The organism is Nostoc sp., assembly GCF_036918015.1.
In the GTDB taxonomy this organism is placed as follows: domain Bacteria; phylum Cyanobacteriota; class Cyanobacteriia; order Cyanobacteriales; family Nostocaceae; genus Nostoc.
The window spans coordinates 183,602-196,653 of record NZ_JBALEO010000009.1 but is presented as its reverse complement, the minus strand read 5'-3'; the positions used below and the strand labels follow the sequence as shown (position 1 = coordinate 196,653).

The 13,052-nt window shown below is 41.5% G+C and carries 17 protein-coding genes; 7 read left to right on the top strand and 10 right to left on the bottom strand.

Annotation, left to right across the window (positions count from 1 at the left end; translation table 11 throughout):
- The first annotated feature begins 235 nt into the window (after positions 1–235).
- On the top strand, positions 236–1,009 hold the full coding sequence (locus V7K61_RS02440) for a response regulator transcription factor (protein WP_094349507.1): 774 nt from the start codon (positions 236–238) through the stop codon (positions 1,007–1,009).
- Positions 1,010–1,070: 61 nt separating this feature from the next.
- Here V7K61_RS02440 and V7K61_RS02435 read toward each other — a convergent pair whose 3' ends face one another.
- The 4 genes from V7K61_RS02435 to V7K61_RS02420 form a co-directional block, all read right to left on the bottom strand.
- Positions 1,071–1,844 carry an ABC transporter ATP-binding protein gene (locus V7K61_RS02435; protein WP_335050608.1) on the bottom strand — a complete coding sequence of 258 codons (774 nt, stop codon included), beginning with the start codon at positions 1,842–1,844 and terminating at the stop codon, positions 1,071–1,073.
- Between the two features lie 27 nt (positions 1,845–1,871).
- A complete protein-coding gene (locus V7K61_RS02430) occupies positions 1,872–2,438 on the bottom strand; it encodes a hypothetical protein (RefSeq protein WP_335050606.1) in 567 nt (188 codons plus the stop codon).
- A 117-nt stretch (positions 2,439–2,555) separates the two neighbouring features.
- Positions 2,556–3,017, bottom strand: a complete 462-nt coding sequence (locus V7K61_RS02425; RefSeq protein ID WP_335050603.1) for a DUF4079 domain-containing protein — start codon at positions 3,015–3,017, stop codon at positions 2,556–2,558.
- A gap of 134 nt (positions 3,018–3,151) precedes the next feature.
- Complete coding sequence (locus V7K61_RS02420; protein ID WP_194041932.1) at positions 3,152–3,547, bottom strand: DUF1830 domain-containing protein; 396 nt, start codon at positions 3,545–3,547, stop codon at positions 3,152–3,154.
- 588 nt (positions 3,548–4,135) lie between these two features.
- Here V7K61_RS02420 and V7K61_RS02415 point away from each other — a divergent pair.
- From V7K61_RS02415 to V7K61_RS02395, 5 genes are all read left to right on the top strand, one after another.
- Positions 4,136–5,728, top strand: a complete 1,593-nt coding sequence (locus V7K61_RS02415) for a photosystem II high light acclimation radical SAM protein (protein WP_335050601.1) — start codon at positions 4,136–4,138, stop codon at positions 5,726–5,728.
- Between the two features lie 87 nt (positions 5,729–5,815).
- A complete protein-coding gene (locus V7K61_RS02410; RefSeq protein WP_335050599.1) occupies positions 5,816–7,204 on the top strand; it encodes a DICT sensory domain-containing protein in 1,389 nt (462 codons plus the stop codon).
- Positions 7,201–7,839 (top strand): pentapeptide repeat-containing protein, encoded by a 639-nt coding sequence (locus V7K61_RS02405; RefSeq protein WP_335050597.1) that lies wholly within the window; start codon positions 7,201–7,203, stop codon positions 7,837–7,839. The genes V7K61_RS02410 and V7K61_RS02405 overlap by 4 nt, the downstream gene beginning before the upstream one ends.
- 70 nt (positions 7,840–7,909) lie before the next feature.
- Positions 7,910–8,143 (top strand): hypothetical protein, encoded by a 234-nt coding sequence (locus V7K61_RS02400; RefSeq protein ID WP_334779451.1) that lies wholly within the window; start codon positions 7,910–7,912, stop codon positions 8,141–8,143.
- Positions 8,143–8,544, top strand: a complete 402-nt coding sequence (locus V7K61_RS02395; RefSeq protein ID WP_335050594.1) for a type II toxin-antitoxin system VapC family toxin — start codon at positions 8,143–8,145, stop codon at positions 8,542–8,544. Before V7K61_RS02400 ends, V7K61_RS02395 begins: the two co-directional genes overlap by 1 nt.
- 34 nt (positions 8,545–8,578) lie before the next feature.
- Here the strand turns inward: V7K61_RS02395 and V7K61_RS02390 are convergent, their stop codons facing one another.
- The 5 genes from V7K61_RS02390 to clpS all read right to left on the bottom strand — a co-directional run bounded on the left by V7K61_RS02390 (position 8,579) and on the right by clpS (position 11,358).
- Positions 8,579–9,124 (bottom strand): hypothetical protein, encoded by a 546-nt coding sequence (locus tag V7K61_RS02390; protein ID WP_335050593.1) that lies wholly within the window; start codon positions 9,122–9,124, stop codon positions 8,579–8,581.
- Entirely contained in the window at positions 9,121–9,267 is a 147-nt protein-coding gene (locus tag V7K61_RS02385; RefSeq protein WP_335050590.1) for a hypothetical protein, read from the bottom strand. The genes V7K61_RS02390 and V7K61_RS02385 overlap by 4 nt, the downstream gene beginning before the upstream one ends.
- Before the next feature lie 186 nt (positions 9,268–9,453).
- Positions 9,454–10,053 (bottom strand): hypothetical protein, encoded by a 600-nt coding sequence (locus tag V7K61_RS02380; RefSeq protein ID WP_335050588.1) that lies wholly within the window; start codon positions 10,051–10,053, stop codon positions 9,454–9,456.
- A 34-nt stretch (positions 10,054–10,087) separates the two neighbouring features.
- Entirely contained in the window at positions 10,088–10,921 is an 834-nt protein-coding gene (locus tag V7K61_RS02375) for a CPBP family intramembrane glutamic endopeptidase (RefSeq protein WP_335050586.1), read from the bottom strand.
- A gap of 155 nt (positions 10,922–11,076) precedes the next feature.
- Positions 11,077–11,358 (bottom strand): ATP-dependent Clp protease adapter ClpS, encoded by a 282-nt coding sequence (gene clpS / locus V7K61_RS02370; RefSeq protein WP_292815791.1) that lies wholly within the window; start codon positions 11,356–11,358, stop codon positions 11,077–11,079.
- 295 nt (positions 11,359–11,653) lie between these two features.
- Here clpS and V7K61_RS02365 point away from each other — a divergent pair, with 295 nt between their 5' ends.
- Positions 11,654–12,019 (top strand): hypothetical protein, encoded by a 366-nt coding sequence (locus tag V7K61_RS02365; protein WP_334899358.1) that lies wholly within the window; start codon positions 11,654–11,656, stop codon positions 12,017–12,019.
- A gap of 416 nt (positions 12,020–12,435) precedes the next feature.
- On the opposite strand, the gene V7K61_RS02360 is transcribed toward V7K61_RS02365, so the two are convergent.
- On the bottom strand, positions 12,436–12,636 hold the full coding sequence (locus tag V7K61_RS02360) for a hypothetical protein (RefSeq protein ID WP_094349495.1): 201 nt from the start codon (positions 12,634–12,636) through the stop codon (positions 12,436–12,438).
- Positions 12,637–13,052 lie beyond the last annotated feature (416 nt).

The window sequence follows — 13,052 nt, the reverse complement described above, 5'->3', positions numbered from 1 at the left end:
AAAGCAAAATGTTAAGTTAAAAGAACTTTTTATAAGTCTAACAACGCTTTCGAGAAATTTAATAAAAATTTAATAATATTTCTAATTGCCTATTGGCAAGGCATAAATTAAAGATATTGCCACTTATTTTATTAGGAAATGTAAAGTTAATCGCAATTGAAGTAACAAAGGCTACAAAACCTTAGAGATGGGCTTGTTACTTTGAAAGTCATCGACGCTAAGGGGTCTTGCCACCGTGGGTTCGGTTTGTATAGAAATCATTGAGGGGAATCCCCATCTGAGGTCGTTGTTGGGTTGGCACTTGCAACAACTGGAATACCGCGTGCATCAAGCTGCCAGTATTTATCAAGCAAGGGAAGTATTTTTAAGCCATCAACCAACACTGGTAGTTTTAGATGCAGACCTGCCTGATGGTGATGGCATTGAGTTTTGTCGTTGGTTGCATCGTCAGCAACAGCCTCTAATCTTAATGCTATCTGCCCGTAATAGTGAAGCTGATATAGTCGCAGGTTTAAAGGCGGGTGCAGATGATTACTTGAGCAAACCTTTTGGGATGCAAGAGTTTTTGGCACGGGTAGAGGCACTGATTCGCCGGAAGCGCACACCTACTGCACCAGCTTATTTGGATTATGGCACTTTGCAAATCGATCTAGTTCAGCGTCGTGTCCGCTTCCAAGGGGAGTTTATTGACTTAACGCCCCAGGAATTCAGTTTGCTGTACGTTTTAGCACAAGCTGGGGGAGTACCTCTAAGTAGATCGGAATTGCTGCGTCGTGCTTGGCCTGACGCTATCGATAACCCTCGTACCATTGATACTCACGTTTTATCGCTGCGGAAAAAGGTTGAACTCGATCCTCGGCAACCCAATTTGATTCAAACTATCCGCAATGTTGGATACCGTTTTAACATGGAAATTTTGAATACCAATATTTCACAGTCACAGACAACAAAGTTAGCTAGAGAGAGATTTAATAATCAACGTTCAACACTTACTAGTAGTCAAGTGTGAATGGCGCATTGGGGTGAGGGGGAGTAAGAAAACGATTCCTAATTCCTGTCTCATCCAAAATTTAAAATCCAAAATCGTCTTGAGCTGCTGCTTGAATCAGGCTTTTTCGTAATTCAATCCAGTCTATCTCTGAGGCTGTTTGATTTGCGAATAAATGACCTTGTTGTAGGTGTAATAACCGAGTGCAAAACATCTGGGCTAGTTCCAGTTGGTGATTTACCATCAGAATCGTGGTTTGATGAGTTTGACTCAACTGGGTTAAGACTTGCATTAGATGAGAAGCCGTACCAGGATCTAGGGCAGAGGTTGGCTCATCTAATAATAATATTTTAGGCTGGATGACTAAGGCACGAGCGATCGCTACTAGTTGTCGTTGTCCTGAAGAAAGTTGCACCTCTGTTCGCTCTAACCATTCATTGGGAATGTGCAGTTGGTCTGTCCAGTGATTGACTCGTTGCTGAATTGTCTGTTTGGGCAAACCACGCAAAACTAAAGGATAAGCCAAGGATTGCCCAACTGTCATCCCCAACAGCTTTGATTCTTGCAATACAAGTACAACCATCTGCCGTAGCTGGATGACAGGAATTTGGCGATATTCTTGATTTTCCAGATACAGTTTACCACTCGTGGGTTCAATTAGGCGGTTGATGAGGCGTAATAACGAAGTTTTGCCAGCACCTACTGGGCCTACAATTGCAATACATTCGCTCTGGAATACCTCTAAGGAAATATCTTGCAATATGGGGTATCCTTGCTGATTGCCGGGAAGTTGGGTTTTCAGCTTTGTAAACAAATTAACTTGCTCTAGCCTGAGTATGGCTTTTGCTGTATTCAACGGGACTGGGGATTGCAGAGAAATAACCTAAGTTAATTGTGCAGTAGTTAAGGCTGTAGCGATCGCCCAGCCATCGACTAATAGTAGCAGCAGTGTGAATACTAGTAAAATCAGGTACATCCAGGGCTGCGCTAAAGGGCGAACATCTGTGGTGTCAATGCTCGTCTTTGCTTGGACAATTTGCACCAAACGAGCAAATCCGGCTACACGCATCGGTAATAAATAAGCTTTCCCATCCTGGCTGAGGAAGTAATAAACTAGCCCTCCTTGTCCAGTGCTGCGGGGTTTTAACTCTTTCACTTCTGACCAAGGTAAAGACCAGCCTTTACGAAAAAATCGAGGCACCCAGGCGGGGTAAGTAACCTGAATTCCCTCGTCATCTACTATTACTTGTTCAGTTAATACCGCATACAAGGCAACTAAGCCGATGCCAATCCCTATCCACAATAATTCTGGAGGTACGGGTGCAGCTGTTACCTGCGATAAAAAAGGTAATGGGACTGTGAGTGCTATGTATAGACTCAGCAACGTTATCCGAATCAAAGGAGACAAACGAAAAACAGAAGCTGAGATATTGGCTGAGTTTGCTGTCACGGCTCAATTACAATGCTTTTCTTCATTGTAGGGTAGGTCTATGTCTTAGCTGGAGTGTTGGAAATAAGGTATGCCACTTTAATAATTCGTAATTCGTAATTCGTAATTCGTAATTTTTTAGGGTAAATACTTTTGTACTACAATCCAACCAGTAAGGGATACCCAGGCAAATCCTATAAATAGAATAATATTTACGCCGATGTGTAAGGGTCTAGCCCAAGGTCGTCTGACACTAATTTGTGTGGCGCTAAAAGCAGATAGTAAAACTAATGCTACGACTATTAACCCAGCAACCAAGTGTGACGAGTGTCCTAGTGAACCAAAGTGTCCCCAAGTGCCAACAATGCCGATCGCTAGCAGTAGTAGCACTAAACTTACCATGCTGATGCCCATTGTGTAGTGGAGCGATTGCACCCCTTTATTACCGCCCATAAATGGGGTAATAAAAGGAAATTGCTGCGAAGTTCTCGCCCGAAACATCCAAACACCGGTGACTGCTAACATCAGATATGCCAACAGAGACAACCCCATAGACCAGGCGGCTATTTTCCACAACCAAAGAAATGAAGGCAGATTCATAAGAATGATTGTAGATGAGATGAGGGAGACAATGAGAATAACCAATGCCCCATACCCAATAAATAATAAACAAAAAGTAAACAAAAAGGGCTGCTAAATTAGCAACCCTTAAATTTAGATAAAATTGTTTTTTTTTAATCAACCGAGGCTAAACCAAGGATTTGCAAGGGTTTTGTAGTATCTCCGATTTTTGTATTAATTTGCTGCACCATTAATTTGGTATTAAAAGGGTCTTTTTCATCTGATGAGTCTGTATCAAACTCATTAGTACTGGGTTCTTCGAGCATCAGGCGATCGCACGGAATCTTATCGGATAAAATTGCACTTGCCATCATCCCTGTATGAATCTCCACTTGACCTTTTCGTGGAGCTTCAAAAACTAAACGTTGTCCAGGGAAAACAACCCTTTCAAAATACCAGTTGGGAATATTGGAGATGCGAGCTACCTGTATTTTGCTCGTGGCATTAATGTAGCAGCAGAGAATTTTTCCCGATTGCTCAGGTGGTAGAGGATCTAATATTTGAGCCATAACTGCTGAGGAGCTTTACGCCACAATTTTACATTACACTAGCCAAGCCTAGCACCCACTGATCCCCAGTTGTTGTAACTGCGAATACCAACTGAGTCTTTGTAGATTATTTCTGTCTAAAGATATATTTTTAGTTATGAAAATTTTGTAATTATTCATACCTTTTTCGGAATTATACACTATAAATAAAAGTTTTTGATATTTTTTGCTGGTATAAAAGCTTCAATTCTCTTAAAGCAGATTGTTAGGGAATTGACATAACAACGATCCCCTTACTTTTAGCATAGCCAGGAAGTGAGTTTTGCTGCTTCATTTATCCCAGGATTAATCGGCTGGGATCATCGCTTAATGAATAAACTCGATGTTATGGTAAAGCTATATGAAAAAATGTCTTCATAAAGCTCTCTATAGATTCTATGTATGTTTTATGCACAGCAATTTTAGCGTTTTCCGCGGTTGCTAACAGCAGGTTTTCATTACCAATAATCGTCTGAAATGTCAAGCACGATTGTGATAAATAAAACCAAATAAAACAAGCACACACTTTAAGACTGGATGTTTCTCTCGCTTTCTCCACAGATTGGCAAGATGGAAGTTAAAACACAGATGATGGAAAATCGAATTCTTTACGTTCGCCTTCCTTGTAACCCCATCTTTCCTATTGGGGTTGTCTACCTAAGCGATCATGTCCACAAGCAGTTTCCTAATATTGAACAGCGCATCTTTGATTTGGGAACAGTACCACCTTTAGATTACAGTTCGGCTCTGGATCGCTGTATTGATGAATTTAAACCGACACTACTAGTATTTTCTTGGCGGGATATTCAAATTTATGCCCCAGTTGGTGGACGTGGTGGCAACCCGCTGCAAAACGCCTTTGAATTTTACTACGCCAAGAATCCTCTATTGAAACTACGCGGCGGATTGGGCGGTTTGCGAATCTTCATTGCTTACTATGTAGAGTTGTGGCAAAACCAGGGTTTAATCAAACGTGGTTTAAAACGTGCCCAAAAGTATAACTCTGATGCTTGTGTAGTTGTCGGTGGTGGTGCAGTCAGCGTATTTTACGAACAATTGGGTAAAAGCTTACCCCAAGGGACAATTATTTCTGTGGGTGAAGGCGAAACCCTGCTGGAAAAACTTTTAAGTGGCAGAGATTTTCGAGATGAACGCTGTTACGTTGCCGGAGAAACTCAACCACGTCAACGGCTAATTCACGAACAACCCACCCCAATAGAAAAAACCGCTTGTAACTACGACTATATTGAAAGCATTTGGCCGGAATTTAACTATTACCTGCAAGAGCAAGATTTTTATATAGGTGTACAAACTAAACGTGGTTGTCCTCACAACTGTTGTTATTGCGTCTATACAGTTGTCGAAGGCAAACAAGTACGCATCAACCCAGCAGATGAAGTAGTTGCCGAGATGCGCCAATTATACGATCGCGGCATTCGCAATTTCTGGTTTACCGATGCCCAATTCATCCCCGCGAAAAAATTTATCCCCGATGCCATAGAACTATTGCAAAAAATCGTCGATTCTGGTATGACAGATATCCACTGGGCAGCATATATCAGAGCCGACAATTTGACACCCGAATTGTGTGAGTTGATGGCGAAAACCGGGATGAACTACTTTGAAATCGGGATTACCAGTGGTTCTCAAGAACTTGTGCGGAAAATGCGGATGGGGTATAACTTGCGAACCGTCTTGCAAAACTGCCGTGACTTAAAAGCCGCTGGTTTCAACGACTTAGTTTCCGTCAACTACTCCTTTAACGTCATTGACGAACGTCCCGAAACCATCCGCCAAACCATCGCTTATCACCGCGAACTAGAACGGATTTTTGGGGCTGATAAAGTCGAACCCGCCATCTTCTTTATTGGACTACAACCCCATACCCATTTAGAAGAATACGCTTTCAAAGAAGGCATCCTCAAACCAGGGTACGATCCAATGAGCTTGATGCCGTGGACAGCCAAAAAACTTCTCTGGAATCCCGAACCCCTTGGTTCATTCTTCGGCGAAGTCTGCTTGCAAGCTTGGCAACAAAACCCCAACGACTTCGGGCGCGAAGTCATGAAAATCTTAGAAGAAAAGCTGGGTTGTGCTGACTTAGAAGCAGCACTGACAGCACCATTAGAGACGAAAGAAAAACAGTTAGCAGGTGTATCCTAGAAAACACTAAAATGTGGAGAAATTCAAAATTCTGAATTTCTCCCTCTATCTTCCTCAGTGCCTCTGCGGTTATTTTTACCAAATCCCATGTTAGAAGGTTCAATCCTACAACAGCTGGAAGCAGCTCATCGCCACACCACCAGGCCAATTCGATTCGGTGTTTACTACAAAAATACCTTAGTTGCCCTGTGTCACGCTTTAGAAGATCATATCTTAACCGATGACGGTACACCCCTAGTCATCACAGCCTTCCAACAAGGTAAATGGTATCTACAAGAAGCTGAACGATATGCAGACATCGCCCAGTATAGCCGCGAAATTGCCATCATGGCTGCCGCTGAATCCGGCTTTGCTGAACATCCTACCAGCCAGCTACCCAATGTAGACTTAGTAGGATTAAATCCAGGCGATCCAGTGGCGCAGGAGTGGCACTTAATTATTTTGTCGCCAAAATACACAGCGATGGTAATTTGTCAAGAATTATCAGAGGCTGATTATGGTAGCGCTGGAGTGCCGACATCGGACTTAGAGCGTAAATTCTATGGCTTGTGGACATTTGAGCCAGAGTTAGTCCAAGAGACAGCAGAAATAGCGATCGCTCACATTAAAAAATACAACCCAGAACTGGCGGAAAAACTCACAGCCGATAAACAGCAAATTGTACCGTCAATGGATAGATCCCAAAATTTAGGTGCAGTTGTCTCTCGTGTAGTAGATTACCTCCAGACTGGGCAAGATAATTTATCCATCCCTACAGCCCTTCAGAAACAAACCCTGGATCGCAACTTGGTTTCTAACGAAATCCAAGCCTTTTTGCGAATGGCGCAACTGATGGATATGGCAGATGTCAACAATCCAATGGCAGCTGCGGAAGTAGTAGTTCTTGCTGAAGCGATCGCCCAGCTTTTGGATCTTCCCGCATGGCAAATTAAGAGATTGCGGCTAGCGGCTTTGTTGCATCGCATAGATCCATTACAAAATGCCGAAAGTGTCCTGACTTCTGGTAATGTACCCACACGCTACCAAGAAGATGCCCCCAGTTGTCCTTTAATACCAGGGGCACAAGTATTGCGAACCATGCCACGACTGCGAGCAGTTGCCCAAATTATCACTCACCAAACCGAATGGTGGAATGGTTTAGGAGAACCAGCAGGTTTAGCTGGAGATGAAATTCCCTTAGAGTCGAGAATTTTGGCATTATTAGCAGACTTTCAGTGGCGACTCAATCAGCAAAAATTGTCAAATCAAAGCCGAGAACAGATATTTACTCAAGCTTTAGATGAGTGCAAACAGCAAGAATCTACTCGCTTTGACCCTAAACTTGTAGATACCTTAGCTTTATTAGTTATGGGTTTACAACAGGGACTCGACTTACCCTTGATGACACCCAAATTCAGCGCCGGCATCTGGATACTTGATTCCCAATGGGATAGCCACAGCAAGATCAGTGAAGAGATTGGGAGTTACTTTACATGAATATTGAAGCAATTAGATTAGGACAACTCAAACAACTTCCAGGGGCAAATTTAGAAGACGAGGAACTCTCTCGACTGGATTTAAGCCGGATTAATCTTGCTGGCGCTACCCTTGTGGGCGCTAATTTTGCTGGTTCTAAACTCGAAGGTGGGCATTTGGAGGGGGCGAACCTCATGGGAGCGAACCTCCAAGAAACTGACTTGCGGGCCAATTTGATGGGAGCAAACCTGATGCAAGCAGATTTAACGGGCGCTGACTTGCGGGGTAGCAATTTGCGCGGCGCTAACTTGATGGGAGCAAGACTCAGTGATGTGTCATTGGTGGGTGCTTTCTTGAGTGGCGCTAATTTAATGAACGTGAACTTGCAAGGCGTTGATTTGCGCGGTGCTGACTTGCGCGGTGCAAACCTGACTGGGGCAAATCTCAAAGGTGCAGACTTGAGTCGCACCGATTTGCAAGGGGCTTTGTTGAGTGAAGCAAACCTGGAAGAAGCTGATTTGCGGGGGGCGAATTTAGCAGGGGCGAATTTGACGGGAGCGAATTTACTCTGTGCAGAGTTAGAAGGTGCAAATTTGAGCGGTGTTAATTTGAATAAAGCGTGTTTGGTGGGGACAGTGGTTGAGACGCTTGCGTAAAGATTGCACCAAAAAGCCCAGTATACTTGGCTATTGTTAAAATTTTTGCAGATGAAGCAGGTGAAAATTTGTGAGTCTAAAAGAAGTTATCAGACTAGCAAAGCAGCTTTCAACTGTGGACAAAGTACGTTTGATCCAGCAAATTGCTCCTGATATAGAACGCGAGTTAACAGATAAACTCTCTAACTTTCCCCGACAATCCTTATGGGGACTCTGTGCTGATTTAGGAAACGCACCTTCCACAGAGGAAATTGATGTAGCCCGTAGTGAAGAATGGGCTAACTTTCCACGGGAGGATATTTGATGCTGCGTGCTGTAGCTGTCACTCATGCAGTCATTTGGTATATTTTTGGCGATTCACGATTATCAACAACTGCCCAAAATACTATAGCGCAAATAGCATCTTCTGGAGATCAAGTTGCTTTCTCCTCCATTACGCTAGCCGAAGTTGTCTACTTGAGTGAGAAAGGGCGTATTTCTCCACTAACACTTGAACGTTTGCTTGCATCTGTTGACACAAGTGATGCTGTACTGCTTGAAGTTACCTTTAATAGGCACATAGCTGAAGCTTTGCCCTTAGTAAATCGCTCACAAGTACCAGATTTACCCGATCGCATTATTGCTGCTACAGCCTTATATCTAGGAGTACCAGTGATTAGTCGAGATAGCAAAATTCAACTATCTAGTGTTAATACCATTTGGTGACATTCGTACTTGCGATTTATGAGCAGTTAAATCGTTAATATACTTTCGTTGTCTTATTGGGGCATTTTACTACACCGTTTATGTATTCTGGTCGAGAGGGTGGGGCAAAACTTTCAACGCTTTTACAAACAATACTTAGCGTTTTCAGTTGTTTATCTCCAGTAATGGGAACAGCAAAGACTGCTCCAACATAGGACTTAAGCTCAAAGCCCCACTTTCCATTACAATAGTCTTGAACGGCATAGCTATAAACAGCATCAATAGTTGTCTTAGAGAGAACGTCAGCATTTATCTCAGTATAGTAACCATAACAAATTTGTGTTCCGAAAATTGGTGGAAAGTAACCAGAATTAGTTCCTCGTTCATCAGGAGGTTTAAAAAAGGTTTTGTGTTTGGAGAAGTAGCTCTGTTGCTCCTGAATCTTATATACAAGATGCTTTTCTGCTTCTTTCTCAAGTCTTGATATCTTTTCATCCATTGCCTTATTTTCGTTTTTATTCTCACAGCCAGCCAAAAGGAAGCTTAGTGAAATAATTAGTACTAAAAAATAAGCTGATACGATTAATATTTTTATTTTCATATATGACGCGATCGCTCAGTTCGCTCTTGTATCCAAAAAGCTAGTACACTCATTAACAACACTCCCATAACTCCTTGCAGGTGATTATTATTCACACCAGTTACCATGATCCAGTGGTGTGGTGAAGGAATTATCTTAGTCAAAAATCTGGCGTAGGCGCGATTGCAAATAGTTCTAATATTCTTTGCGATCGCTGCTGTTTAATGGTGTTAGATTGCGTCATCGTTTTTCTTCTTAAATAATTCAGTTTCTAAATATACTTTTTTGGCTTCAGGAGGGCAATCTACTAAACCAAAGGAGAAAGCCTTCGCGTAACTTTATCACTTGGCTCATGTTATTGATCTATTGTTGTGCTTGATAATTTTAATTAAAAACACTCCTGTAATAGCTCCGTTGAGCATACCGAATAAGAATCCATAAGCAAGTAATCCTATAACAAAATAGACAGTAAAAAGAGTTTTAAATAATGTAATACTACCTATAAAACCACCCAAAGTCCAGCCGATAGTGTTAGCTAATATCCAGCTTGTCCGCAAGTCAGAGAAAGAAACGTATCTTCTTAAGAAAAACCACTGCTGTACTCCAGTGATAAATCCCCCAAAAAATCCACTGATGGAGTAAGCCAATACTGCACACATATTAGAACTATGTGTGTTGAGATAATAACACAAATCACTAAAACTACTGTTAATTTGCAGTTCTCTACCCATTAATCCATATATGATAATACCAACAATATTAGTTAATATCCACCATCTGCTGAGTCCACTAATTTGCTTTCTTAAAATTAACCATTGGGCTAGACCCGGCACTAATACAAATGGAGTAACAAACATAAGTGGAAAGCAAGGAAGACCTACAAAGAAGCTAGTAGCATTTGCTAACACCCAGTGCATCCAAAAATCACTATCTATCTGCTGATTTCTCATAAACAAATAGCTGATACAATTAGTACTTTTATTTTCATATATGACGCGATCGCTCAGTTCGCCCCCGTATCCCCAAAGCTAGTACACTCATTAACAACACCCCCATCACTCCTTGTAGGGGATTATTATTCACACCAGTTACCCAATCAGGAACTTGGCCAGAATATTTCACTAATTTACCTACATTAATAATGTAGTAACCCCAAACTAAACCACCATGCAAACCAATTGGAAAACCCAAGCGTCCCCTCCGCCAACGCTTTCCCCATACTTGCGTTAACCCCAGCAGTACTAAAGCTGGAAATTGTGGCAGTGTATGAATAATTGCCTCCAAGGGTTTAATAAAGTGCAATGTAGCAAAGGTAGTTGCATCTGTCCACAGTGCCACACGCAGACTGTAATCTCGTTGTAATTCATCTAACAACCAGCCTCGGAATAACAATTCCTCAGCAAATCCAACACCTAAGCCAACAAGTAAACCCTCTAAAACAACTTTCAACAAAAAAACTTTCGGTTGTTGCCACACCAACCAACCCAACAAACTTTCTACCCCAAAAAGTATCAGAATATTAATTATCCCCAGAGCCAAGCCACGCAGTAAATCCACACCGTTTTGCCGCGTGAATTCTAAGCCATAATGCCGCAAAATTTGGGTCTGTTTGTAGACATATTTACCCCACAGTCTCAGGAGAAAAATAAATATTGCATATAACAATACCAATGTCAATATACTTTCTAAGTTTGAATCATGTACAAGTAAGTATATTGGTGTAGCCAATGGCAACCATAGCAACAATAAAGTCAAAATAAAAGCACCCAGCCTAAGAGGGGCAGGGCGTTCAGCTAAACGGACAAGGTTTTCTTTCATACTAAATAAGTCAAAATAATTCGTAATCCATAATTACAATCAGTCTTAGCTCTGAACTTTCCACTGTCTTGTTGTCCACTAAATTAAAAATTCAGTGTAGGTTGCTGTACCCTTTTTAATTACGAATTACGAATTACGAATTACGAATTATTTGACTATTCATCAGGTTCAATCGTGCTACTTAAACCGTGACTTATCAATGTTTCGCAATAAAACTCAGCGTGTTCTAGGGCGCAAGTAATGACTAAAGCTAGCCCGTTTGTATGGGCTTCCATCATGATGCTCACGGCTTGGGGTTGGGTAAGGCTTGGTACAGTGGTTATTAGTGACTGTACAACATGCTCCATAGAGTTGTAGTCGTCGTTATGGAGCAAAACGCGATACCGAGGCGCGAGCTTGCGGGTTGTGGAAGGCTTTTGAATGGTTTCAACTGACACGGCTCTTTGCTCTTTTCTCGTTACTTCACTACAACAAAGTCTCTGTTTTGCGATCGCTCAACAGTTGTTTACCTATTCTATAGTATTTCTGCTCAGATACTATGCGAGGAAAACCCTTTGCTGGCAGGGATTGGTTGTATTAGTTTTGCGTAGCCACTTCATAAGGCACACGTCTAAGACATGGCTGCCGTAAGAGTGCTACCCTAATCTTACAGAAGCTTTCCTTAAACGTAGCGCATTTTCACTTTTAAGATTAAAGAAGTTGCAAGCAAAATAATCCTTGCCCCTGCCCAAGATGGACATGAGCCTAGATTTTCTTCAACCGGGACAAATTGTGTCTCTAGAGTATGGCGACAGGAACCTGTATGCAGAAGTCATTCAATTTGTAGTTTCCCGCCAGTTGTGCTGGGTGCGTCCTTTATTAATGGTTACTTTCATAGAAGAATCACCCCTAATTACTGATTTGCGAGATGCATCTGACTTACTTTGGCCTGCAAATTTATTTCGCCCAGCATTAGACACAGAAGTAATTACCTTCTTGAGCCAACTTTTAGCGAAAGAACCAAAAACTGAACCTGATTCAGTCGCAAAGCAGCAACTGAATCAGTTTATTCACCAACTTTGGCAAGCCTATCAAGAGGGATTGGAGATTGGAGATTAGGATGGGGCATTGGAAATAGACAACATAGAGACTTCTTGAATAATTCTTCCTTGTCTTCCCAGTCCCCAGTTCCTAATTCCCAGCATCTTTTATACATTGAATACTGTGAAATTGTATTGCTATTTCAGCAAACAGATTGGGAGGAATTTTTTTTAGGCGTTTAGCGAACTGTATGGAGATTTTCGATAGAATGCACAATGTAGAGGTTCACCAGCACAGTTTACGCCACCTTAAGTATTTAGATAATCAACCTCATAGAAAAAGACTAGCAATCATATCGCTCTTGTATCCCCCTGCTAAATTTAATCACGAATTACTTTAGGGAGTCATTGTAACCTTACAGAGAACCAAGCTAAACACAACTTCTGTCTGCGACACGCTGTTCGCGTTCGTAGAAAGCGTCATTATGAATTCTTTTAAAATCCCAGGCTAGGAACCAACTGGATTCGTCCAGCATCCATCTCTGCCATTAATAATTCTAGGGCTTCGTAATCAACATCAGAAATGTAACCTAGTTCCGTCAGTTCTGAGTTGATTTCATTCTCTATCTCAGGAGTTAGTTTTTTAATGTCAAGAGCTTTTTCTACCAATTTACGAATAGCGTACTGAGTTCTCATAAGTAATAACCCAACTGTAATATGACACTAATCATCCCAGATCAGCCTCAGTATAAAGAGTGATCCAAATACTAACTTAGTAGTGATATATATCACAATTTAATTAGTTAGATAGATAATTCACTATGACTTTGCCGTATGCCATCAGCAACGCTAAAGTGAGAGATTTAACCTAACGTTAAGACTTGGCTAAATTAGCTTTAGTTATAGACTAAGCAAGGTTTCTCAGCATAGTTACTGATAATTTGTCTGCTCTATGGCCGTCTATAGTTGATTGTTTTTGAAGTGACATAAAAAAAAAGTATATATAAACACATTTTAACCTGGAATTATAACAATCTTTAAACAGACATACTAAAGCAATAAAGATTCAACAAAGAGAGCTAAGACGTATGGTCGATGCAACAAAATAGAGT